General features: G+C 48.2%; 18 protein-coding genes. 3 read left to right on the top strand and 15 right to left on the bottom strand.

Annotation, left to right across the window (positions count from 1 at the left end):
* Positions 1 to 220 precede the first annotated feature (220 nt).
* From ACOMHB_RS06405 to ACOMHB_RS06395, 3 genes are all read left to right on the top strand, one after another.
* Complete coding sequence (locus ACOMHB_RS06405) at positions 221 to 1,918, top strand: WD40 repeat domain-containing protein (RefSeq protein ID WP_448215951.1); 1,698 nt, start codon at positions 221 to 223, stop codon at positions 1,916 to 1,918.
* A 243-nt stretch (positions 1,919 to 2,161) separates the two neighbouring features.
* The gene (locus ACOMHB_RS06400; protein ID WP_448215950.1) at positions 2,162 to 3,865 is read left to right on the top strand and encodes an F-box/WD repeat-containing protein; all 1,704 of its coding nucleotides are present in this window, start codon (positions 2,162 to 2,164) and stop codon (positions 3,863 to 3,865) included.
* A 154-nt stretch (positions 3,866 to 4,019) separates the two neighbouring features.
* A complete protein-coding gene (locus ACOMHB_RS06395) occupies positions 4,020 to 4,625 on the top strand; it encodes an RING finger domain-containing protein (RefSeq protein WP_448215949.1) in 606 nt (201 codons plus the stop codon).
* On the opposite strand, the gene ACOMHB_RS06390 is transcribed toward ACOMHB_RS06395, so the two are convergent.
* From ACOMHB_RS06390 to ACOMHB_RS06320, 15 genes are all read right to left on the bottom strand, one after another.
* Complete coding sequence (locus ACOMHB_RS06390) at positions 4,614 to 6,233, bottom strand: hypothetical protein (protein ID WP_448215948.1); 1,620 nt, start codon at positions 6,231 to 6,233, stop codon at positions 4,614 to 4,616. The genes ACOMHB_RS06395 and ACOMHB_RS06390 overlap by 12 nt on opposite strands.
* Positions 6,234 to 6,458: 225 nt before the next feature.
* On the bottom strand, positions 6,459 to 7,478 hold the full coding sequence (gene lipA, locus ACOMHB_RS06385) for a lipoyl synthase (protein ID WP_448218609.1): 1,020 nt from the start codon (positions 7,476 to 7,478) through the stop codon (positions 6,459 to 6,461).
* A 401-nt stretch (positions 7,479 to 7,879) separates the two neighbouring features.
* Positions 7,880 to 8,533, bottom strand: coding sequence for a lipoyl(octanoyl) transferase LipB (gene lipB / locus ACOMHB_RS06380; protein ID WP_448215947.1), 654 nt, complete (start codon positions 8,531 to 8,533; stop codon positions 7,880 to 7,882).
* A complete protein-coding gene (locus ACOMHB_RS06375) occupies positions 8,533 to 8,799 on the bottom strand; it encodes an HP0495 family protein (protein WP_422132487.1) in 267 nt (88 codons plus the stop codon). Before ACOMHB_RS06375 ends, lipB begins: the two co-directional genes overlap by 1 nt.
* 85 nt (positions 8,800 to 8,884) lie before the next feature.
* Positions 8,885 to 10,033, bottom strand: coding sequence for a D-alanyl-D-alanine carboxypeptidase family protein (locus ACOMHB_RS06370; protein ID WP_448215946.1), 1,149 nt, complete (start codon positions 10,031 to 10,033; stop codon positions 8,885 to 8,887).
* A 239-nt stretch (positions 10,034 to 10,272) separates the two neighbouring features.
* Entirely contained in the window at positions 10,273 to 11,097 is an 825-nt protein-coding gene (locus ACOMHB_RS06365; RefSeq protein ID WP_448215945.1) for a septal ring lytic transglycosylase RlpA family protein, read from the bottom strand.
* Between the two features lie 133 nt (positions 11,098 to 11,230).
* The gene (gene mltB, locus ACOMHB_RS06360; RefSeq protein WP_422132484.1) at positions 11,231 to 12,328 is read right to left on the bottom strand and encodes a lytic murein transglycosylase B; all 1,098 of its coding nucleotides are present in this window, start codon (positions 12,326 to 12,328) and stop codon (positions 11,231 to 11,233) included.
* Positions 12,329 to 12,826: 498 nt separating this feature from the next.
* Positions 12,827 to 13,975, bottom strand: coding sequence for a rod shape-determining protein RodA (rodA, locus tag ACOMHB_RS06355; RefSeq protein WP_422132483.1), 1,149 nt, complete (start codon positions 13,973 to 13,975; stop codon positions 12,827 to 12,829).
* Positions 13,972 to 15,837 (bottom strand): penicillin-binding protein 2, encoded by a 1,866-nt coding sequence (gene mrdA, locus ACOMHB_RS06350; protein WP_422132482.1) that lies wholly within the window; start codon positions 15,835 to 15,837, stop codon positions 13,972 to 13,974. Before mrdA ends, rodA begins: the two co-directional genes overlap by 4 nt.
* A gap of 12 nt (positions 15,838 to 15,849) precedes the next feature.
* Positions 15,850 to 16,317 carry a 23S rRNA (pseudouridine(1915)-N(3))-methyltransferase RlmH gene (gene rlmH / locus ACOMHB_RS06345; protein ID WP_422132481.1) on the bottom strand — a complete coding sequence of 156 codons (468 nt, stop codon included), beginning with the start codon at positions 16,315 to 16,317 and terminating at the stop codon, positions 15,850 to 15,852.
* Entirely contained in the window at positions 16,317 to 16,667 is a 351-nt protein-coding gene (rsfS, locus tag ACOMHB_RS06340; RefSeq protein ID WP_422137175.1) for a ribosome silencing factor, read from the bottom strand. Before rsfS ends, rlmH begins: the two co-directional genes overlap by 1 nt.
* 150 nt (positions 16,668 to 16,817) lie before the next feature.
* Positions 16,818 to 18,080: a glutamate-5-semialdehyde dehydrogenase gene (locus ACOMHB_RS06335; RefSeq protein ID WP_448215944.1), complete on the bottom strand. Its 1,263-nt coding sequence runs from the start codon at positions 18,078 to 18,080 to the stop codon at positions 16,818 to 16,820.
* A gap of 708 nt (positions 18,081 to 18,788) precedes the next feature.
* Entirely contained in the window at positions 18,789 to 20,399 is a 1,611-nt protein-coding gene (locus ACOMHB_RS06330) for an ATP-binding response regulator (RefSeq protein WP_448215943.1), read from the bottom strand.
* A 434-nt stretch (positions 20,400 to 20,833) separates the two neighbouring features.
* Complete coding sequence (locus ACOMHB_RS06325) at positions 20,834 to 21,847, bottom strand: IS110 family RNA-guided transposase (protein WP_448215063.1); 1,014 nt, start codon at positions 21,845 to 21,847, stop codon at positions 20,834 to 20,836.
* Positions 21,848 to 22,361: 514 nt separating this feature from the next.
* Entirely contained in the window at positions 22,362 to 25,121 is a 2,760-nt protein-coding gene (locus tag ACOMHB_RS06320) for a hypothetical protein (RefSeq protein ID WP_448215942.1), read from the bottom strand.
* Positions 25,122 to 25,273 lie beyond the last annotated feature (152 nt).

Here is a 25,273-nt window from a genome sequence, read left to right as displayed (position 1 = left end):
CTCTTTCCAGACCCCACTGAGGATTAGATCAATAGTGTGAACTTTCCTACTAAAACCGAGTCTAAGCTGCAGAATCAATTTTGAATACTCTTGCCAATCAGGGATAAATAACAACGATGGAAAACGAACTATGGATTGCATAAATAACAATTCCCCTGAAACTGCTCCACGCTCATCAACATCAGTTCAACCTCCATCAAATACACCAACTGGTACCACTATGGGCAGGAACGTCTTTGTACGTGACAAGAATGAGTTTTCATTATTGCTCGATTTGCCCCCGGGAATACAATCCAAAATTTTCACCTGTTTGCGGGCTCATGACATTACCCAATTAACACGGGCAAATTCAGACATTAACAACAGGCTCATAAATGATGCTGCAATGGCAAGGGCGTGGTATCGCCGGTTGGCTTCATCACACCAGGCTCGACTAGAGACAATTGTCGCTACAAAAGATAAAGATGAACTCCAGAAATGGTTAAAGCGTTTTACAAAGGATGAGGCATTAGTTAAGTCAATCATGGATCGCCAGGCGAGTATTTATTTTCCTGCTCTGTTTTTTTCCACTCTCACTAAACTGATGTGTCAATGTAAGGCATTTAAATTAGAGACTAAAGCCAACATCCGCTGTAGCAGTCAACAGAACTCAGCTATCTTCAGTGACGATGGCCGCCACTTAGTGATCGCCTGTGACTTTAAAACATGGAAAATCTATGGTCAGGAGAGCAATGGATCATGGGAAGCAAAAGGCACTATCTCCCATGATGACTATGTAAGATCTGCCACCTTCAGTGCCGATGGCCGCTATGTAGTGACCACCACCATAGTTGGCAAGGCGAAAATTTATGGCAAGAAGAACGAACAATCATGGGAAGAAGAAACTATTTCCAACGACGATTCGTTACGCTTAGCCACCTTCAGCGCCGATGGTCACTATGCAGTGACCGCCAGTAAAGATGGCAAGGCAACAATTTATGGCCGGTTAACCGATGGGTCATGGTTAGAAAAAGCCATCATTCGCCACAATAATTTTTTAAGCTCAGTCACCTTTAGCGCCGATGGCCACTATGTGATGACCGCCAGTTTTGATGGCAGAGCGAAAATCTATGGCAAGCAGAACGATGGGTCATGGGCAGAAAAAGCCATTATTTTCCATGATAACCGGGTCGACTCAGCCACCTTCAGCGCCGATGGCCGCCATGTGGTGACACGCAGTGCCGATAACGAGGTGAAAATCCATGGCCTGGAGGCCGATGGTTCATGGGAAGAAAAAGCCATCATTTATCATGATGATGGAGTCTGTTCAGCCAGCTTCAGCCCCAATAGCCGCTGTGTGGTCACCGCCAGTAAGGATGGCAGGGCGATCATCTTTGGCAAGAAGGACGATGGATCATGGGAAGAAAAAGCCACTATTAACCATGATGATTGTGTCTGGTCAGCCACCTTCAGCCCTGATAGCCGCTCTGTGGTCACCCACAGTAAAGATAAAAAGGCGAAAATCTATGGTCTGAAAGACGATGGCTTATGGGAAGAAAAAACGACAATCCCCCATTATTTGTATATTTGTTCAGCAACCTTTACCTTCGATAGCCGCCATTTGATCACCCGCGGTGGAGATAGCAAAGTGAAAATCTATGGCCATCAGGACAATGGCTCCTGGGCAGAAAAAGCTATCATTACCCACGATGATGTCATATCAGCAAACTTGAGCGTCGATGGCCGCCATTTGGTCACTGTTGGTAGCGATAAAATGGCGAAAATTTATGGCCAGGTAAGCGATGGACCATGGCAAAAAAAAGCCACCATTTATCATCGCAGAGGGATCAGACGAGCCATCTTTAGCGCCGAAGGTCATGTGTTGACCATCCATGGCAATAACATGGCAAAAATCAGTGAGCTATGGATGGATGAATGACTGATCATTTTCCCAAAACAAAGTCCTGTTTTCTTATTGGTAACGATTAGATCAATCCTGTGAACTTTCCTACTAAAACCGACTCTAAGCTGCAGAATCAATTGTGAATATCCTCGCCAATCAGGGATAAATAACAACGATGGAAAACAAACTATGGATTGCCTGAATAACAATTACGTTAGAAGTACTCCACCCTCATCAAAACCAGGTCAACCACCATCAGATAGACCAAGTTGTACCACTATGGGCAGGAACGTCATTGCACGTGACAAGAATGAGTTTTCATTATTGCTCGATTTACCCGAGGATATACAATCCAAAATTTTTACTTATTTGCAGGCTCGTGATATTGCCCTGTTAACACGGGTAAATTCATCCATTAACAACAGGCTCAAAAATGATGATGCAATGGCAAGGGCATGTTATCGCCGGTTGGCTTCATCACACCAGGCTCGACTAAAGAAAATTGTCACTACAAAAGATAAAGATGAACTCCAGAAATGGTTGCAGCGTTTTACAAAGGATGAGGCATTAGTTAAGTCAATCATGGATCGCCAGGCGAGTATTTATTTTCCTGCTCTGTTTTTTTCCACTCTCACTAAACTGATGTGTCAATGTAAGGCATTTAAATTAGAGACTAAAGCGAGCATCCCCTGTAGCAGTCGAGAGAACTCAGCTACCTTCAGCGACGATGGACGCCACCTGGTGATCGCCTGTGACTCCGGAACATGGAAAATCTATGGCCAGGAGAGCGATGGATCATGGGAAGAGAAAGGCACTATCTTCCATGATTACTGTTTCAAATCGGTCACCTTCAGTGCCGATGGCCGCTATGTGGTGGCTGTCTATAGAGATGACAAGGCGATAATTTATGGCCAGAAGGACGAACGATCATGGGAAGAAGTGACTATTTCCCACGACGACTCGCTCTGCTCAGCCAGCTTCAGCACCGATGGCCGCTTTGTAGTGATCACCACTAAAAATAACAAGGCGAAAATTTATGGCAAGAAGGACGATGGCTCATGGGTAAAAGAAGTCACTATTTCCCATGATAAATCGCTCCAATCAGCCACCTTCAGCACCGATGGCAGCCATGTTGTGACCGCCAGTTTTGATGGCAAGGCGAAAATCTATAGCAAGAAGAACGACGGTTCATGGATAGAAAAAGCCATTATTTCCCATGATAAATGGGTCCAATCCGCCGCCTTCAGCGACGATGATCGCCATGTGGTGACCCGCAGTATCGATCACAAGGTGAAAATCTATGGCCTCAAGGCCGATGGTTCATGGGAAGAAAAAGCCATCATTTCCCATAATAAAGACATCAACTCAGCGACATTCAGCGCCGATAACCGCCACTTGGTGACCTCCAGTGACGATCGCAGAGCGATAATCTACAGCAAGAAGGACGATGGATCATGGGAAGAAAAAGCCACTATTTACCACGATGATTGGGTCTTCTCAGCCACCTTCAACTCCGATAGCCGCTCTGTGGTCACCCGCAGTATAGACAGAGTGGCAAAAATCTATGGCCAGAAGGACGATGGATCGTGGGAAGAAAAAATGATCATCTCCCACTATTTGAAAATTATATCAGCAACCTTTAGCGTCGATGGCCGCCATGTGATCACCAGAGGTGAAGATAGCAAGGTAAAAATATATGGCCATAAGGACAATGGATCCTGGGAAGAAAAAGCCATTATTTCACATGCCTATGGTGATGTCATATTAGCAACCTTTAGCCTCGATGACCGCCATCTGGTCGCTGCCGGTAACCATAAAACGGTGAAAATTTGTGGCCTGGTAAGCGATGGATCATGGAAAATAAAAGCCGCCATTTCTCATCGCGAAGGGATCAGGACAGCCATCTTTAGCGCCGATGGCCATGTGTTGACCATCCATGACGATGACACGGCAAAAATCACTGAACTATCAATGAAGGACTGATCGTTTGCTCTAACTTGCTGAATCAACTTTTGAATATCTCTGTCAACCGCAGGTAAATAATAGCTTGTCACAGGATAGGTCATAAAATTTGGTGAACTTTTCTCCCGGTTTTTTATCTAATCATTAACCAATCAACAAAAATGGAGTTTATTTTATGAAGATGAATGTTACGGATGTATGTCAAATCTGTTTCGGGACTTTTAATGAAAATGATACTGAAAATCTTCGATGTCATGATAAAGTATTTCTCTCGTGTCATGAGACTCATGTCTTTGGAAGAAAATGCATTGCTCAATGGTTTGACCAATCTAAGAAATGTCCTATTTGTAGATTTGAAGAGCCGTCATTTATTCTTGAGAATATGCCTCCTGCTCGTCCATTGCATGAACGGGTTATCAGAAAAATTTCTCAAATTGCTAATTATACTTTTATTAGTGCTGCTAGCTCTGCTCTTACTGCAGCAACCTTTATTGGTGCCTTCGGCGCTATTAGCCTCGGCACTGGTTTGGCTGGGACTGTTGCTGTTGACTCTGCTTTGGCTGCTGGTGTAAGTACAGCTATTGTAACTGGATCTGCTTTTGGAGCGGGAAATAGCTTGGCTGACTTAAGACCTTTCGGGTTGGCAGGTGCGGCTATTGGCTTTGCCTGTTGTCCTGTAGCTTTTGGAAGTTATAGCTACCTTGCTGCTTCTCATTTTGCTGGTTTTACTGTTGGTGCACTCGTTGGCGGAACTTGGCCCTTAACTAATCTACACCCATAAAGAAACGCGAAGACTGGTCATGACACCCAACAAAGTCGTCATGACACCTGCTGATGAAGTGGAGGCCTGCCCGGAAGGAGTAACAGAGGACGAATAGACTGTCGGGCAGGCTGATGAGTTAAAGTAGAATTGACCCTCGAAGTTGGCCATTCCAACTAAAGCAACGGCTGTGGAATTCTCGATGGGTGTCGGGAAATACAGGCAGTCTGATGAGTTAAAGAAGAATTGCCCCTCGAAGTTGGTCAGTCCACTTAAAGCACTGGTTCTAGAATTCTCGATGGGTGCCCAGGTATTCAATGCGATATTCACATGCTGGGAAAATGTGAGTGGGCCGGTAGTTGCATTGCCTGGATTCACGAAGCTTTCGCAATTATATGCCCAAAGGAGTGTATCTGCGCTTTTAATGCTGTATTCATGCTGCTCTTGTCGCCAGAGTTTGACTGCCTGAAAGTGGTTGCAAGCAAGGGCAAGCTTAACGATTCCTTTGATATCTAAAGCTGTATTTTTTACCCGGATCTGATTGCGCGTGAGTGCATAAAAAGGAGGTTCTTCATTGGTATCCGAATGACCGACAAGAGAGAAACCAAACTGTTCTTTTTTATATCCCGGCGACACAGTTTTGAACACAATTTCACCTGTATTGTCAATGTCGATCTCGTTTCCAGAGATATCGATACTGCTTCCCGGTCCAATATGTAACTCAGCCACCCACCCCATCTTGCGCTGGAATTTGTTCCCGTAAACACCGATCGCCATGAACCGTTTATTGATGGCGGGAAGTTTAACAAATAGCCCTCCATTGGGAATACAGTCGCGGCGCCGTGATTCGATGGTATAACCAGTCACCATGTTATTGTCAAAACTCAGGCTCGGACCCTGGTGCCTAAAATCGACAGATGCATCCAGAGGAAGTCTGCAATCAATTCTAACTCCGTTCTGGCAATTGAGATTGAATACGTTGTCTTCTACAAACAGTCTCCGGTTAATACAACGTGCTGTAATAATAGTACCAATTGGATTGCGGCCATTAGGTGCAGTTGGCTGGAAAGTAATGTGTCTTATACGGCTGTCCATTGTTTCATCGAAACTAAAGTACTTAAGGGACCCGAGCGTGATCATATATGAATCTGTATAACTTTCATCAGGCGAGATGACGATTTCGTAACCTTCATTTGGAGCCCCGATGATGTCCTGACCATCCTTCAAAACTATTTTACTGTCAATTAGATATACAACCTGAATTTTACCTGATGAGGGGGTAATAACGGATGGAGAAAGCGTTGCGCCAGAAGCAGTTTCGGAAGAGAGCAATATAACGGTGTTCTTTGGAACCTCATTTATAAACTTACCTAAATTCTCTGAAGAGTTGGTACTGAGAACAATGCACTGTCGTCCGCTAAAAAGGTCTCTATAATCGTTTAGCCGCTCCTGAACCCCTGTCGTCTGACCTTTAAGAGAATCGCATAGTACCGTTAGCGGGGGGGCAGGAATAGAGGTTGTAGGAACAGCGGTTGTAGATTGAGTGGTGATCTGAGCTTGCAGGTTAAGAGTCTCTAAGAAAAATAGAGGAGGGATTAAAAAAGCAAAACAACGCCGAAAATTAATCATTTCCATGGTTCCTTGTGAGACGTCTATAGGGAACCTAGTGTAGTGCATCATTGTGTTTTGAGATTAATCGAAATCGACGGTTCACACGAACCACATTATCCAATGAAACGGAAGAATACCCATCTTGGGGTTTTACGCTCATTCGATAACGTGTTGACCATCCGTGGCGATAGCACGTTGAAAATCACTGAACCAGGAAATGAATAAGTGATTATTTGCTGTCACTCATGAGCCCAGACCGACATTATTCTTCTGCAACACCTGCTCAGCACGATAGCTCGAACGTACCAGGGCACCGGCTACGACTTCAACAAAACCTCTTTCCAGGCCCCACTGACGATATTTCTCAAACTCTTGAGGGGTCACGTAACGCTCAATGGGTAAATGGTTTTTGGTGGGCTGAAGGTACTGCCCCAGGGTCAGGATATCGCAATCAATGGCCCTGAGATCATCCATTGTCTCAATTATCTCTTCCTCGGTTTCACCCAGACCCAGCATCAGACTGGTTTTAGTGAGTACGTCTGGACGATATTTTTTGGAGTGGGCCAGAACATTGAGCGTCTGCTCGTAGCTGGCACGCGGGTCACGAACAGGATGTGTCAGTCGTTTAACGGTTTCAACATTTTGAGCAAAAACGGCAATACCACTGTCGACCACTGTTTCCACATCCGCCAGGATACCGAGAAAATCCGGTGTCAGTGCTTCAACGTCGGTTTCAGGATTAACTTCCTTTACACGTTTTACGACGGCGGCATAGTGACCGGCACCGCCATCTTCCAGATCATCACGGTTAACAGAGGTCAGAACCAGGTATTTCAGGTTCATTAATTTTACGCTGTTGGCCGTATGGTCTGGCTCATCTTTATCCAGCCAGCCTTTGGGGTTACCAGTATTCACCGCACAGAAGCGACAGGCACGGGTACAGACATCGCCCATCAGCATGATAGTAGCGGTACCGGAACTCCAGCATTCATTAATGTTGGGGCACATGGCTTCTTCACAAACGGTACTCAGCTTGTGCTCATGAACCGTCCCCTGGACTTCTTTGAACTTACTGCCGTAACTGGGCTTGATTCTCAACCACTCCGGCTTGCGCATAAAAGGCTGAACTGCTTCATCGGAGCGATTGCTGGCTTTGATGCCATTCTTGATGGCGGTAATGCCTTTTTCATTGACGAACTTCTCGCCACTCTGAATAGTAACAGCCGGAATCTGGACGGTTGGAATCAGGTTGTTATCGGTCATAGAGTCCCAGTCATGTTGGTCGGTTGTACCGGTTTCTGACACTCCCCGCCCTATCGGGCGAGGGTTCTTGATCGCTCAAGAACGTTTCTGTTTCATAGTTCGTTGCTCAGGGAACAGGCTTGGTTATCGCATAAAAGTTCCACAGTGGGAGCTTTTACGATGGCGAATCAACGGGGGCGCCTAGCCCCATGCTCCCCAAGTCTCACACAAACTCCACAGACTTAACATCCCGTCTGCCCGACGGTAGGTCTACAAGAGACAGGACAAAAGGTAGCAGTTTACCTACAAACACTCAACCGGAACGCTCTACGCGTTCCCGCCTTATATCCCCGCCCGCATTGGGCGAGGCTTTACGGCGAAACTGGTAAAGCCGCTCACTCTCTTGAATTGAAGACAGGCTCCTAAGCCAGATCAAACTCTGTTGCTTCCTTTACTGTCTGAGCCTCATTATACCCAAGTTCCTCCATAAGGCACTCAAGTAAGCGATTGCTCACTTCATTCCATTGCACAGGATTTTGAAATTCCCTGAGCTGGGCGACCTGCAGATCCTTGTAACCGCAGGGGTTGATACGGGTAAACGGCTCCAGATCCATATCCAGATTGAAACTCAGTCCATGATAACTTTTCATCTGCCTGAATCGCAGCCCCAGGGCGGCAATTTTTGCTCCATCAATGTAAACGCCAGGAGCGTCAGGTCTGGCACAGGATTCTATACCATAGCTTGACAGTACTTTGATGATGGCCCTCTCAATAGCTGACACCACCTGCCTGGGACCACTGCCTGAGCGGCGAACATCCATCAGCAAGTAGACCACCAGCTGACCCGGACCGTGATAAGTGACCTGACCTCCACGGTCCACCTGGAGCACAGGAATATCTCCGGGTGCCAGAACATGTTCTGGCTTGCCGGCCTGACCCTGAGTAAAGACAGGGTCGTGCTCGACAAACCAGAACTCATCAACCGTCTGCTCATCTCTCTGTTCGGAGAATGCTTTCATGGCCTCGAATACTGGCTCATAAGGCTGCCTGCCCAAGTAGCGGATGTTCAGTTTCATCAAAGTACCATTTGCACCCGGCCGGTCGCTTTCAAATCTTCGAAGATCGCTTTCAGCTGAGATTCTCCGGTGGCCCGAATAGTCACCATAACCGAGGTGTATTTGCCAGTTCGACTCTCTTTCAGCCGGAAGTTGCCATCGTAATCCGGTGCATGCTGCTTGACGATAGCGCAGACAACCTTCTGAAAATCGACAGCGGCATTACCCACAATACGGATCTCGTAATCGCAGGGAAATTCAATTTTTGGCGCTTCTTGATCGGTCATTTTTTACACTGATGATAAATGAAATACCTTCAGATTCTGCGAGCCTGAAGGTACGGGCATTTCACTCACTGCTGCCACTGAATGTTCAGGACAGTCCTTTAAAGAACAGCACGATACTATCCCACAGACGTTTGAAGAAGCCACCACGCTCTATCGCAGTCTCTGCTCTGAGAGGGACTTCTTTGATAATTTCATCATCGATAGTCACTTTCAGTGTACCCAGCTGCTGGCCAGCTTCAACAGGGGCTTCAACAATTGGATCAATATTCAGAGTCGCTTTCAGCTTCTTACCCGTATGCCTGGGCACTGTGACAATCAGATCCTTGTCGATGGCGACGTCTACCTGATCTTGTGTGCCTTTCCAGACCTTCACAGTTTCAAGGGTTACGCCACCTTTTTTAACATCAACATTTTCGAAGAAACGGAAACCATAGGTCAGCAGTTTCTGTGCCTCCGCAGCACGCTGCTTCTCACCTCTGGCACCCAGAATAACAGTAATCAGACGACGCCCATCGCGCTTTGCGGTAGCTGCCAGACCAAAACCACTGGCCTCAATGTGCCCTGTTTTCAGACCATCAACATTAGGGTTAGTCCATAACAGACGGTTTCGGTTAGGCTGACGACGCAATGGCTTACCGGTTTTTTTGTTGGTACCGTATTGATAATACTTCTCAGCATAAAGCTCGTAATACTCAGGGTAATCCTTGACGATATGACGAGACAGTATCGCAAGATCCCTTGCAGAGGAATAGTGATCAGGCGCAGGCCAGCCCGATGCATTGACAAAATTGGAGTTAATCATCCCCAGTCGCTCGGCGGTACTGTTCATCAGCTCGGCAAAGGCGTCTTCACTGCCGGCAACATGTTCAGCGATGGCGACACTGGCGTCGTTACCGGAGACGATAATAATACCTTTCAACAGCTCCTGTACCGGAACCCGCTCACCCACCTCAATGAACATGGTTGAGCCGCCCATTTTCCAGGCTTTTTCGCTGATCAGCACTTCATCATCACGATGAATATTGCCTGACGCCAGCTCAACCTCGGCAATGTAAGCAGTCATCATTTTGGTCAGGCTGGCAGGGTGAACAGGGTCATCCGCATTCTCGGAGGCCAGGATCTCACCGCTGTCGGCATCCATCAATATAAAACTGTTGGCAGCAATCTTGGGTGCCGCAGGAATCAGGGCAGCGACTTCAGCACGAGCAGCGCCGGTCGCCAGAATAAATAGCATGGACACCCATCCGGCTAACCTTTTCAATCGCTCATGGTTGGCTCGGACAGGATTTAATCGTTTGATCATTATAGAAATTAGCTCTGAAATTCACAGTTGTCGGCCATTATAATGTTACCGACTAAGGAGTTTAAGAGAAGCATTGAAAATAGAATGTAATGTGCTCATTGCCTGATCAGTGAAAGTCTGTCAGGTCACGCTGGCATATCGGTCTGGCCGACTAAAAAGACTGACTCAAACTACTTCCCGGAAGCCTCAGTAACCTCTTCATAAATCAGGTAAGGCACGTCAAAATCGCCTTCATCCAGCTTCTCAAGCAGTTCTTCAAGATGCTCAATCGTTTGCACCGGCCCAATCCTGACACGGTAAAAAGGATCAGGCTCCTCTTCCCCTTTCACCACTCTGATATCACTGCCTATGGTCTCAGCCACCTGTCGACGCAATATCTGGGCATAGTGATAATTCTTCAGCGCAGCCAGTTGTACAAAGAGCAGTTGATTATTACCGCTCCCGCTAACCGCTTCATTGCCTTTGGCGGCAGCAAGAGACCTGACATCTATCCCCTCTACCAACACATCAGTCACTCCTTTCTTGGCGAACCCCAGCTTAACGGCAGCAGCATAAGAGAGGTCTATAATCCGATCGCCGTGGAATGGTCCGCGATCATTGACCCGAAGTACAACCGACTTGCCATTGTGACTGTTAGTGACCTTGACATAGGAAGGCAGGGGCAAAGTCTTGTGTGCCGCAGTCATACCGTAGAGATCGTAAACTTCACCGTTAGCCGTCTGCTTGCCATGAAACTTGGTGCCATACCATGAGGCCTTGCCCTTTTCCTGATAGCCTTTGGCACTCTTCATAGGGGTATAGGTCACATCATTGAGTTCATAGGAAGAATCCTTGAACTGACCATCATGGGTGACAGGAATCGCATCAGGAATCTGACTGACATCCCTTTTCTCGGTGGGAGGCCCGTCCTCAACGGTGACACAACCGTTTAAGAGGAGAAAGGTGAGTCCCAGAAGGCTTCCTGCTATAGATCTTGCTCTGATTATCGATTTCATAAAATAGGGTGCTTTTACGTTATTCTGCCTGAGATCAGGAGCCTGAATGAATACCCGCGAGGCAAAAAAGAATACCGTTTTTATGACTCGGGCATAAAAACGGTACCTTCACTGATGAACCGGGAGGATCAGACTATTCAGACTGCTTTCCTGCTAATGTCTTCGCAGACTTTGACGCTGATGTTATATAGCCTGTTTTTACATCACTTGCTAGCTGATAAACCGCCATTGCATAAAGCTTGCTGCGGTTATAAGTCGTGATGACATAAAAATTATGCATCCCCAGCCAGTACTCCGGCCCCTTGTCACCTTCAAGCTTGATAGCAGCTGCCTTGGCGGTCTCTGGTAAAAGAGCTTCAGGATGCCAGCCAGAACCTTCAAGCTGCTTTAGAGTTTTTTGCGGTCTGACCGAATCAGACACAGCTTTCTCATATTTGGTTCCGGTAACCTTAGCTTTACTGACAATAGGCTTGCCAACTTTCCAGCCGTTTTCCCGGAGATAGTTAGCAACGCTGGCAATTGCATCTTCTTCATGCTTCCAGATGTTGGACTGACCATCTCCGGTATAATCTACTGCATAAGCCCTGTAACTGGAGGGCATAAACTGGGGTATACCCATGGCTCCGGCATAAGAGCCGGTCAGGTCTGAAGCATCCAGCTCCTGCTCACGGGTCAGAATCAGAAACTCCTTCAGCTGCTGTGTGAAAAACTTGCTTCGCGGAGGGTAATCAAAACTCAGGGTAGAAAGAGCATCAAGAACCTTAAACCCACCGGTCTGTCGACCATAGTATGTCTCTACTCCGATAATGGCGACTATAACATCTGCAGGCACACCATACTCTTTTTCAACTCTTGAGAGTGTTTTCTCGTGAGCCTCCCAGAAGTCCACGCCAAGGTCTACTCGCTCCGGGGTCATGAAAATTTTCCGGTAGTCTTTCCACTCCAGACGTTTCTCGGCAGGTCTGCTGATCAACTCAAGCACTCTTTCAGACTTGTTTGCCTTACCCAGAATGTCTTGCAGTTCCTTACGGGAAAACTGTTCGTTCTTCACCAGATCATCAATGAACGCCTTCACCTCCGGTTGAAGTGCATAGTCAGGCTGATTATCGACCACCTTTTCAGCACCGGCCGTTACCGATCCTGAAAGAAGACAGCCGCTGAATAATATGCCCGCCGTCATGAGTCGAAATGTCGGCAGTCCTAAAAATTCTTTTACCATTCTTAAGGCCATAAACCCTCCCTGCTACTACTCAAGTGAATGTCGTTAGCTGATATAACTTCATACGGGATAACCTCTACTCTACAGCAGTCATGAAGAGACAACTAGCATACCGGCGCAGTTTAAGTTAAATGTCGTTTTCTCAGTGCAGAAAAACCGATATAAGGAACTCTCCCGTGAGATTGAAAGGATCTTAAGATACCGCTCCCTGCGGCAGGGACTCACCGGAGAGTCTTCCTGCCTGTCAGAGTCTGATAAGGGAGAAAGAGTTTTGTGAAGGACATTGACCTGACCGGCAATAGTCATTGCCCGCAGGATGCCCTTAGACTGAAGTGGTCGCATGACGAACATTCCAGACCCTACGAAAAACGGGTCGATTCTCATTATAGCTCATGCAAACAGCATCTAACGTAAAACAGAGCCAGCAAGCCTGCATAACAATCTCCATGCTCATCACGGGAGTTAGAAAGCACAACTGGCATAACTTATGGAAAAAAGCTTTCTCTGTGATTATCGACTTTGCCCCAGAAATGTTTTATGAGTGTGTATCGACATCAACAGACCAAAGCCAGCCATCAGAGTAGCCAGCGAGGTCCCTCCCCGGCTGACCAGAGGCAGAGGTACCCCGACCACGGGGAGCAGGCCGCTCACCATACCAATATTAACGAAGATGTAGACAAAAAACGTCAGTGTAATACTACCTGCGAGCAGTCTGCCAAACAGAGTCTGAGCCTTGAGCGTTATAAACAGGCCTCGACCAATAATCAGTGCGTATAATGCCAGAAGAACCAGACATCCCATCAGGCCGAACTCTTCTGCCAGCACTGCAATAATAAAATCAGTATGACTTTCCGGCAGAAAATCCAGATGCGACTGAGTTCCCAAAAGCCAGCCCTTGCCGTATAGCCCACCCGATCCTATGGCAATTTTTGACTGGATAATATTCCAGCCCGCACCCCAGGGATCACTCTGGGGATTGAGAAAGGTTAATACCCGCTGCTTCTGATAATTGAGCATGACAAAGTGCCAGAAGCCCCAAACAGAAGGAACAGCCAGCATAATGGCAGAAAAAATCAGCCGTTTCCTCAACCCGGCCAGCAATAATATAAACAGACCTGAAGCACCAATCAGCAGGGAGGTCCCCAGGTCGGGCTGCCTGGCAATCAACACGACCGGAATACCAATCAGAATCAGTACCAGCGCAATATCTTTTAGAGAAGGTGGCAACTGTCGTTTCGAAAGATAACTCGCCACCACAATCGGCATAATCAGCTTGATGATTTCTGAGGGCTGAAACCGTATGAAAGGCAATTGAATCCAACGCTGTGCGCCCTTGGAATGAATGCCCAGAAACAGCACAGCGACCAAGAGAATGACACCGCCAACATATATCCATGGTGACAACCGCATCAGCAGTCGGGGTGAAACCTGGGCAATGATGATCATTCCAACAAAACCAATGAGCATATAGACGGCCTGTCGAATAACAATGCTCATATCCTGTCCACTGGCACTGTATAGAACGAACAGACCGGCTCCACAAACAATGACCACAAACCCTGTCAGCATAAAGTCGATATGCAGACGCTCTGACCAGTCCGGTGCCCTGTGAAAGCCCTGTCCTTCATTCAGCTGACGAACAAAATCCTGGCCGGTCATTGTGCGGTCCCCTTGTTTTCAGCACTGGTTTTCTCCTGTTCGGCCCTGGCGAGTTTGGGAAGGAGATAAAAGTCCATCACCTCCCGGGCTATGTTGGCAGCACCATTATTGTTCTCCAATACCACAGCCATCGCTATCTGGGGATCTTCAACAGGCGCAAAGGCCACAAAAAGACTATGGTCCCGCTCGAATTCCTTGAGTTTCTCAGCATCATATTCTTCACCCTGAGGAATACTGACCACTTGGGCAGTACCTGTTTTTCCTGCCATTCGATACTTCAGGCCACGACCAATTCGCCAGTAAGCCGTGCCCCGATTGTAACTGACCACTTTTTCCATAGCATTGATGACCAACCCCCAATGCTGGTCATCCAGCTCAATGTCGTCCCCCCATTCGGGGCTTTGCAATTCCGGAATGTCTTCTTTCACCAGACGAGGCTCAACATGTTTCCCCCGGTTGGCAATCAGGGTAACCAGTTCTGCTAATTGCATGGGAGTCGTCAGCATGTAGCCCTGGCCAATGATGGCAATCACCGTTTCCCCGGGATACCAGGGCTGACCATAAGCGCCTTGTTTCCACTCTGTTGAAGGCAGCAAACCTGCTCTTTCTTCATGAATGTCAATACCGCTACTGCGCCCCATCCCGAACTGGCTGAGAAAATCATGGAGACGGTCAATCCCCATTTTTTCAGCCACCTTGTAGAAAAAAGTATCGTTGGAACGCAGGATTGCCCGATTCAGATCAATCCAGCCGTCACCCTTACGGTTCCAGTTACGGAAACGGTGCTCACTGCCCGGAAGTTGGAACCAACCTTTGTCATAGATTTTGTCATTCTTATCCACCACGTTATTGTCCAGCAGACCCAGAGCTACCAGAGGCTTGATCGTGGAAGCCGGCGGGTACTCACCCAATGTCGCACGATTATAGAGCGGCTTTTCGATGTCCGTATTCAGATCATTGAAAGTAGCGTAATCGATTCCGGTCACAAACAGATTGGGATCGAACGCCGGATTACTGACCATAGCCATGACACCACCAGTTTTGGGATCCAGAGCCACCACGGACCCCCTTCTTCCCTGCATTGCCTGAATAGCTGCATTTTGCAGATCGGTATCAATAAACAGCTGCAAATCTTTGCCAGGGATGGGATTAACCCGGTTCAGAACCCTGGTCACCCGACCACGGGCATTGACTTCAACTTCCTGGTAGCCCGGCTTACCTAAGAGTACAGGCTCATAAAAACGTTCCAGACCGATCTTACCGACAGTGTATGTGCCGTTATAGAGAGCCGGATCGAGGTTTTTTAACTCACGCTCGTTGATTCGCCCCACATAACCGACACTATGGGCGAAAGCGTCGCTTTCAGGGTATTCACGAACCAGTTCGGCATTAATCTCGACACCCGGCAGGCGAAACTGGTTTACAGCAATCAGCGCAACCTGCTCGTCGTTCAGCCGAAATTTGAGGGGGACCGATTCAAAAGGCCTGCGTCGTTTTATCTGCTGCAGGAAACGACTGCGCTCAGTCTCGGTAACAGTAATTAACCGGGCAATCTCGTCGAGCAGCTGATCAAGATCTTCTACGCGCTCCCGAACAATAGCCAGTGTCTGACTGGAGCGGTTGGTTGCCAGCAATCGGTTATTTCGGTCATAGATCAGTCCCCGAACCGGAGGCACTGTCTGCAAAAGAACACGGTTTTCTTCCGACTGGGTGGCCAGTTCATCGTATTGAACCACCTGCAGATAGAAAAGTCTGGAAATCAGCACCATGACTAAAAGGATCGTGAAGACCAGTGCTAACCAGACTCGAATGCTGACAATCCGTTGCTCTGCTTTGTGGTCCTTTAAGGTATTCACCGGCATCTGTATAACTGTCTATTTATGATAGGGGTGATTCTTGAGGATACTCCAGGCACGATAGACCTGTTCAGCAACAACGACCCTGACCAGGGGGTGAGGTAACGTCAATGGCGATAACGACCATCTGAGATCGGCCCGGGCCATCACACTGGGATGAAGCCCTTCTGGCCCTCCGACCATGAGGCTGACATTTCGGCCAGAATGCATCCACCCTCCCATATTGTCTGCCAGTTTATCCGTCGACCAGGGCTTCCCTGTGATTTCCATGGTCACTATCAGGTCACCCTGGCCGACTGTACTCAGCATTTGTCCAGCTTCTTTTTCCTGCAGGCGACTGATGTCAGCACCCTTGCCGCGCCGGTTCAACGGAATCTCAATCAGATCCAGTTTGAGGTCAGAACCCAGGCGACGACTGTATTCCCTGTAGCCCTCATCAACCCAGGGTGGCATTTTCGAGCCAACGGAGATCAGACGAACACGCATCAGGACTGCTCTGTAGCCCGCTGCTCCTCGCTGGCCTCCCAGAGGCGTTCAAGATCATAGAATGCACGGGTAGCTGGCATCATAACATGCACTACAACGTCACCCATGTCGACCAAAACCCATTCGGATTTCTCCTGGCCTTCTGTACCCAGTGGACGAACACCATTTTGCTTGCACTTATCGATTACATTGTCTGCTACAGACTTCACATGACGGTTGGAAGTACCGCTGGCGATAATCATGTAATCGGTCACGCTGGTCAGCCCGGAAACATCAAGAGAGGTAATGTCGTTACCTTTCATTTCTTCAATAGCATCAATGACCAGTTGCTTCAGTTGTTCAGATTGCATATATCTCTTTAGAACTCGATAAAAAACCAAAAGCCTGACCATGAATTGTACAGGCTTTTGTCATAATTGTTTGCTGATTAAGTACCTAAGTACCTAACCAGTGATTATTATGTACCATAATTAACCGCCACCTTGAGTGATGGCAATTCGTTATTTCCGGATATGACCATCGCCTAATACTACATATTTCCGGGATGTCAGCCCCTCCAGCCCCACAGGACCACGGGCATGAATTTTGTCCGTTGAAATACCAATCTCAGCACCCAGCCCATACTCAAAGCCGTCCGCAAACCGGGTAGAGGCATTGATCATAACAGAGCTGGAGTCTACTTCTCTCAGGAAGTCCCGGCCCCGGGTATAACTCTCGGTGATGATCGCATCGGTATGATGAGAGCCATAGCGATTAATATGCTCGATAGCTTCATTCATATCAGCGACCAACTTAATGGATAGCACCGGTGCCAGATACTCTGTCTGCCAGTCTTCTTCGGTGGCGGCCAAAGCATCCGGAACCTCGTCACAAACCTCTGCACAGCCTCTGAGCTCAACCCCCAATTTCCGCAAGCGCTGAGCCAGTTCCGGCAGTATATCGGCCGCAACAGCCCTGTTTATCAGCAGGGTCTCCATGGCATTGCATACACCATAGCGGTGGGTTTTGGCATTCACAGCAATGGCCAGTGCTTTCTCCCGATCTGCCAGATCATCAATATAAACATGGCAAATGCCATCCAGATGCTTGATAACAGGCACCCTGGCATCACGACTGATACGTTCGATCAGACCTTTGCCACCCCTTGGAACGATGACATCTACATATTCGGGCATACTGATCAGAGTTCCCACTGCTTCACGGTCAGTGGTCTCTACCACCTGAACCGCTGCTTCTGGCAAGCCAGCCGATACCAGGCCCTTCTGAATGCATTGGGCAATCGCCTTGTTAGAAGCAATTGACTCACTGCCTCCACGCAGAATCACAGCATTACCGGATTTCAGACAGAGACTGGCAGCCTCAATGGTTACGTTGGGTCGAGACTCATAGATAATGCCTATAACCCCCAAAGGGACTCGCATTTTACCCACCTGAATACCACTGGGTACATATTTGAGGTCATCAATCGTACCCACTGGATCAGGCAACGAAGCCACCTGATTCAGGTTCTCGATCATGGTATCAATGCGGGCATCTGTCAGTTCCAGGCGATCCAGCAATGCTGCATCCAGCCCTCGCCCCCGCCCGTTTTCCAGGTCCACAGCGTTAGCTTCACGCAGTAGCGGTCGAGTTGCTTCCAGCTCAGTGGCGATCGCCAGCAGAGCTCTGTTTTTCAGGCCAGTATCCGCTTTGGCTAGTTGTGCACTGGCTTCCCGGGCCTTTTTGCCCAGTTCATGCATGTACTCTGTTACCTGTTCAGTCACTGCGTGCTCCTTGTTCAGCCGGGCATTATAACCTGCCGACGGTTATACAGGAATGCTGCTATGCCTGCATAGTACCTCTGGACAGCAAAGTACCTCTGGACAGCAAAGTACCTCTGGACAGCAAAGTACCCCTGGACAGCAAACTTTCTGAATTTTACCCAGCGTCGCCCGATAGCATAGCCTTTGCTGCTAAGTGCGATCGAAGCAGCTTTAATCCTGAATGCAAATTGATTGGAATCAGGATGCTACGTGATCCCATAGCCTGAGGTGTGGGAAAAGCAGAGTTGTGAAGCTCTCCCAACGAGTTGTCGCAGTGCAAATGTCTGCTATCTTGATGGCTTCAGACAGAGGGAGTATGAAGTATCAAAACTATTCTCATATTATTTGCACTATTTATACAACCTGCTTTACCAGATACAGTCTTATGTGAACTGGGGGTCTTTCATCAAGTGAGGGAAAAACACTATATCCTTCGACATATTCAGAAAGAAACTGGTAAATATCTATGGACCCGGTCATATCCCGATGGCCGACACTATTGCATACCGTCGTATGTTTCCCCCTTGATCGGAGGTTATATTTTTGTATGTTTCGATGATAACTGCATTTATTATGAAGTCCTCTCGCATAATTGCCCGACCGAAGGCTCATATTCTCCTCCTGCTCACCCATCATTTGGTTGCCATTTAAGAGATGGAGCGAGGGGAGTCAGGCAATCGGCATTGTAAACTCAAAAATAGTGCCGCCCTCAGGGTGACGATTGAACGTCAGTCGTCCACCATGTGATTGAATAATCGAGTGGCAAACGGTCAGACCGATCCCCATACCATCTGACTTGGTGGTGTAGAAAGGCGTGAACAGTTTTTCTTCTGCATCAGCAGCCAGTCCATAACCCCGGTCAATGACGGATACCTTGACGAACCGATCATCGATCTGCTCTGCCTTAACCCAGACACCTATGTCCCGGGTGTCCTGATCTCTCATGGCTTCCATACCATTGCGAATCAGGTTCAAAGCCACCTGCTGAATCTGCACCGGGTCCACTTTCACCTCTGGCAGGTTCTGAGCCACCTCAGTATGAATTTCCATACTGTTATTTCGAGCATCCACCTCAGCCAGCTTGACGGTATCGCTAATCAGCTTGATCGGATCGACACAACCCAGAACGTGATCAGGCTTTTTAACAAATGAGCGAATGCGGGCAATGATCTCACCGGCACGACGGGCCTGAATATTAATTTTGTCCATAGCCTCATAAAGTGAATCGTAAACATCGTCGTCTTTATGTTCCAGCCTGACCATCATGCGCTTGGCTACCTGAGCGTAGTTGGAAATTGCGGTCAGAGGCTGGTTCACTTCATGGGCAAAACCTGCGGCCATCTCTCCCATGATACTCAAACGGGAAACATGGGTCAGTTTTTCCTTCTGGGTCTCCAGTTCGTCCAGAGCCTTCTGCAACGCTGCCTGTCCAAGCTTTTTGCTGCTGATGTCAGTAAAGACCACCACGGCACCGCTGGGCTGTCCCTCTTCCATAATGGGAGTGCATGAATAACTGACCGGGAATGATGAGCCCTCTTTATGCCAGAAGAGTGCATCGTCCACCCTTATGCTGACCCCTTTACTCAATGCCTCCTGAATAGGAGCCAGATGCAGACTGCGTGCTTCCTCTCCGGCTTCATCCAGCATCAGTTCAATCAGGCTACGACTGATGAGGGTGTCCATGGGCCAGCCCGTCATAATGGAAGCGGCTGCATTGGCAAAGGTGATTCGCCCCCTGCTGTCCAGACCAAAGATACCTTCGTTCATGCTTTCCAGAATACGGGCCTTGTCAGCTTCAAGCTGTCGATTGCGGGCAGAAAGCGCCTGCTCCAGTCGATGTATCTTGAGCTGGGTTTCTACCCGGGCAATCACTTCTTCGGCCTGAAAAGGTTTGGAGATAAAGTCAACGGCACCCGTTTCCAAACCTCGAACCTTGTCCTTGGTGTCATCAAGGGCTGATAGAAAAATCACGGTAATATTGCTGGTAGCCGGATCTTCTTTCAGCTGACGGCACACTTCATAGCCGTCCATGCCTGGCATCATGATATCCAGCAAAACCAGCGCTGGCTTGGCCTTGTGAGCAATCCTCACAGCACTTTCACCGTTTTTCGCAATAAGAAGCTTGTAGCCTCGTCCACTGAGGGTCTGCAGCAGCACCTGCAAGTTGGTAGGGTTGTCATCCACCAGGAGAATGCGTTCTACATCATCAACCGTTTCCGGAGGAGTGTCTGCCACGTACATAGTTTTCGCCAATTCGTTAGTCACAGCTGGAAAAAGCATAGTCGAAGAAGTGCGCCATTCTGACAGAATTTGCCCTGCAGGGCATGGGATCTTTACATACTTAACGATGTGCTTTTTTGCGTTTTTACGGCGCTCAACCAGGAGACCGACAGAGAATAGCGCGTCCGGGCGACCCCCTAGGAGCCTTATATGGTCCGCCCCGTTTTGCAAGAGCCTGTTTTGTTAATTAGCAAACAAAGATAACTGCAATCATATATACGGCCTATTCATGAGGTCTAACCCTCTGGCCCTGATGGGTATCCGCGCAACCTGGCCTTATCAGTCCGACGGCCTCAAGGGTCAAGGCTCCTATCAGGTTTCAGGTTGCCGGTTTTTACCTGTTTGCCATCAACTGTACATGCTCATCGCAATCTGCGGGGGGGTCCCCTTTGATTAAGCTTATGCTTTACTTTGCCGCTGCCGCCTTTACTTCATTATGCAGCCTTGTAAACTTCATTTCGGGTCATGATGACCCAGACAATCCGAGCCATTTTATTAGCCAGACCAACGGCGGCAACGTTGTGATTGCTGCGCTCATTAAGTTGGCTAACCCATTTTTTACAGCGGTCATCCTTATTTTTGAGGCAGTGGAGTACCGAACGTGCGCCGTGTATCAATAATGTGCGCAGGTATTTATCACCCCGTTTACTGATGCCCAGCAGGACTGACTTACCGCCTGTGGAATGCTGTCTTGGAACTAATCCCATCCATGCGGCAAGGTGTCGACCAGATTTAAAATACGTCGCATCACCAATGGCTGCCTTCAATGCTGTGGCAGTGATGGCTCCGATACCCGGCATAGTCATCATTCGACGACATTCGTCGTCGTTTTTTGCTAGCTCCTGAATTTTCTGGTCATACTGTTGAATACGCTTGTCAAGACTGGCCAACTCTTCTGATAAACCATGTAGCAGCTCACGAGTCAGCGAATGGAGTCCATTTTCAGCATCTTCCAGAATTCGTGGAAGCTGTGCACGAACTTTACCAATACCCTGGGCAACTACAATACCTTCTTCCAATAGTGACCCCCGGATCTGGTTAACCAGGGCAGTTCTCTGATCAACCGCTTGTTGACGATAGCGGTGCAGAAGTTGCCAGGCCTGCTGCTCTGACGTTTTAACAGGTACAAAACGCATGCTGGGCCGTGAAGCTGCTTCTGCAATCGCTTCAGCATCGTTGTAGTCATTTTTGTTGGTCTTGACATAAGGCTTGACAAATTGAGGTGAAATCAGCTTGACAGTATGCTCATAGTTCTTGAATAACCGAGCCAAATAGTGAGCACCACCACAAGCTTCCATAGCGATAATGCATGGCTCCAGATTTGCCACGTACTCTAGAAGGTTCTTCCTGGACGACTTCTTTCTGATGACTTTGCTACCCTGCTCATCAACACCAAACAGGTGAAAGTTGTTCTTGCCAATATCGATACCAAGTACTGAAATAGTCATGGGTGGTTCGCTCCGGTTAATCCTGTTTAAATGGTTAACTCCATTTTGGCTCATTTGAAGCCGTTTAGGAGGGGCGGACCATCCCATTAGACCGAGAATAGCGCCCGTAGCGAGGACGGCAGAAAATTGAGGATGAAAATTCGGTTTTGTGAGGAGAATAGCGAGCTATTTGACGAACAAAAGCGGATTTTCAGACCAATTTGCTGCCGCCGCAGTAGGGCAGACTATTCTCGGTCAGGCTCCTAGGAGGCTGACCGAGAATAGCGCCCGTCTAGGCGACCCCGTAGCGAGGACGGCAGAAAATTGAGGATGAAAATTTGGTTTTGTGAGGAGAATAGCGAGCTATTTGACGAACAAAAGCGGATTTTCAGACCAATTTGCTGCCGCCGCACGACTGCATGGATGCAGGAGCTAGAGCAACGCAGGAGCAGTTGCCGCGAAGGGCAGTCTATTCTCGGTCAGGCTCCTAGCGAGGACGCCTAAGTTCAATAAGCCCCCGGGGCCTTGATAGGTATCAGTCCGTCAGCTTCTCCTGATAATCACATTTATTCACTTTATCTGCTGCAGGAATGAGTTCACCATCCTCGTCGAGATCAGCAGGTTTGCGTTTTCGATCTCTTCTGTTGTGATCCGACAGGTCTTGAGGTTTTTTGCAGACCATCACGGACGCTCGTTGCTGGCCATCCTCGATTACGCCTGGGTTAGGGTCTTGTTGCTTCTTGTGGGCACTTCTTTTGTGAGACCACAAGCTTTGAGCATTCTTATAGACTTTCCCGCATGGCTGCTGCTGACCATCAGCGCAGACCACAGTCACGTCACAGCTTTTCTGTCCGGTGTGGCATTTATTTTTGTGACTCGTCAGGGCTATCGCACTCTTAAAGACCTTCCTGCATGACTGCTGCTGGCCATCCTCCCCGGTCACGGTTGAGTCACAGATTTTTTCGCCGCTGTGGCATGTGCTTTTGTGTATCGACAGAGCTTTAGCATTCTTGCTGAGCTGCCCGCATAGCCGCTGCTGACCATCCTCTCCGACCAGGATCGCACAGATTCGCTGCTCGCTGTGGCATTTGCTTTTGTGATATATAAGGGCCCTGTGATTCTTGCAGAACGTCCCGCATGGCCGCAGCTGACCATCCTCCCCGAACACAATCACCTCACAGACTTGCCCGCTGTGGTAGTTTCTTTTATGGTCTGACAGAGCTCCGGCACTCTTACAGACCTTCCCGCATCGTCGCTGCCCGTCATCCTCCTCAAACATGATTATCTCACAAGTTTTTTGCCCGGAGTGTTTTCCTCTTTTATGGTTCACCAAGGCTCTGGCATTGTTGCAGAGCTTCCCGCATGGCCGCTGCCGACCATCCTCCCCGACCACTAGCACTTCACAGGTTTGTTGCCCGCTGTGGTAACTTCTTTTGTGCTTTGACACGGCTACAGCATTCTTGCAGTGATTGCTGCATGGCCGCAACTGACCCTCCTCCCCGACCACGACCACTTTACAGGCTCGTTTTCTGGAGTGTTCTTGTCTTTTGTGATACCTCAGTTTTTTTGTATTTGTGAAGAGCCTCCCACATGACCGCTGCTGGCCGTCCTCCGCAACCACAACCACATCACAGGTTCGTTCCCCGGAGTGTTCTTCTCTTTTGTGATATTCCAGGCAGTTAGTATTCATGAAGAGCTTCCCGCATGGCCGCTGCTGACCGTCCTCCCCGAATACGATCACTTCACAGGTTTTTTGCCCTTTGTGGTATTTACTTTTGTGATCCGACAGGGCGCCAGCATTCTTGCAAATCTTTCCGCATCGCCGCTGCTGGCCGTCCTCCCCGACTTCGATCTGATCACAGGTTTTTTGCCCGGTGTGGAATGTGCGTTTGTGATTCACCAGGGATCCAGCATTCTTGTAGACCATCCCGCATGGCCCCTGCTGGCCGTCCTCCCTCATCACGGTCAGGTCACAGACTTTTGGCCCGGTGTGGCATCGTCTTTTATGACTCGACAGGCTTATGGCATTCTTAAAGACCTTACCACATGGCTGCTGCTCGCCGCCCTTCAGGACCACGGTCAACTCACAGATTTTTTGACCACTGTCGGCTTTAGCTTGTAGTGCGCCTGTCAGGGAAAGATGAGCTTGACTTTGATCCAACTGGGATGACTTAAAGGTGGTTTGCTGTGTTTCTGAAGAATTAAGCGTAAAGGCAAGTTCGTGTTTTCCAAGAAGACGCTGCAGATCAAGTGACCCATTAGTGGCCGTTAAATCATCGGCAATGGAAGACAAATACCCGAGCATTTGCACATCATCATCGATTGACTCAGTAGCGTCAATGGCATTCTGGATTAAGTCTGCAAAATGACCATCAATGTCATCAAATTGTGGACCAGAATCGAATGGAAGCTGAATGTCAGAAAAATCATTGAATGTTCTGAAAAGAGGGTTTTGACGGGACTCCATAGCTTTTGCAGGATCAAAATGCCCCATGCAACCTGAGCAGTGTCCGGTAGCCAAGTGAGGGCATGAGCTTTTCAGGGTATTCAGGGGCCATTCAGCAGGCTCACTGCTACCAGATAAGGGGTGCAATTGACAAAAGCCATAACAGGGATGGACGAAACAATTTAAACCCAAAGTGTGCAGGTGTTGCTGGTCGCCTCCGTTTCCGCCGTTATAGTCATTATTCAGAGGGCTGATAAAAGAGCTCATAAGTGGCAGAGTGGCTTTTGGGGCTGGCTGGCTGGATGATTCTGACGACTGATATTGCGGTGAGTTCTCTCCGGAGCCAAACGCTGCAGTGATGGTTGCAAACCGGTGATCACCCTCTGTCATTATAGATGTCACCTGTTGTTCAATCATGCCAAACAGTCGTGTATCGGGATTCCAATAGTTTTTTAAAAACCAGGCAACAGCGACAAGCACTTCTGAAGGAAGCGATAAATAAGGAGTGGTGATTCTGGTTGCCACTTTTGTGGTCACGCTCATTTCGTAAGCAATAAGCAGATTTGTAGCGTAAAGCCATTGCCACGAAATCGACTCAATGATGGTTTTTTCTATTCCACAACCAGGTGACCTATTTCGCTTTTTACAAGGTGGCAAATATGATTGTTCGTAGTCGTTTATACGGGCAATATCTGATGGGTTGCCCGACAACGTATGCCAGTCAGATTTTATAGAAAAGTTTTGTTTTGGGGAACCTGCATCCTGTTCAAGCTCGACAATAAAACGTCTTGTCAACGATCCGGCCTGACAGATGACAGACAACGACAGCAGCAGTAACAGCAGTGCCACAAAGAGTGAGTGTTTAATAATTCTATCCTTGCATTCCGGTTTACAGAGAGGAAGGATAGATCAAGAAAACAAGCCTGTTTTCTGTCAAAACGCTCAAAAATCATACTCCTGGCGGCAGAAGGTAAAACTGATAATGCCACTCGTTGGAGTAC

The sequence above is a fragment of the Endozoicomonas sp. 2B-B genome, from assembly GCF_053470045.1.
The sequence above is the reverse complement of the archived record's forward strand: the minus strand, read 5'-3'. Positions and strand labels throughout refer to the sequence as shown.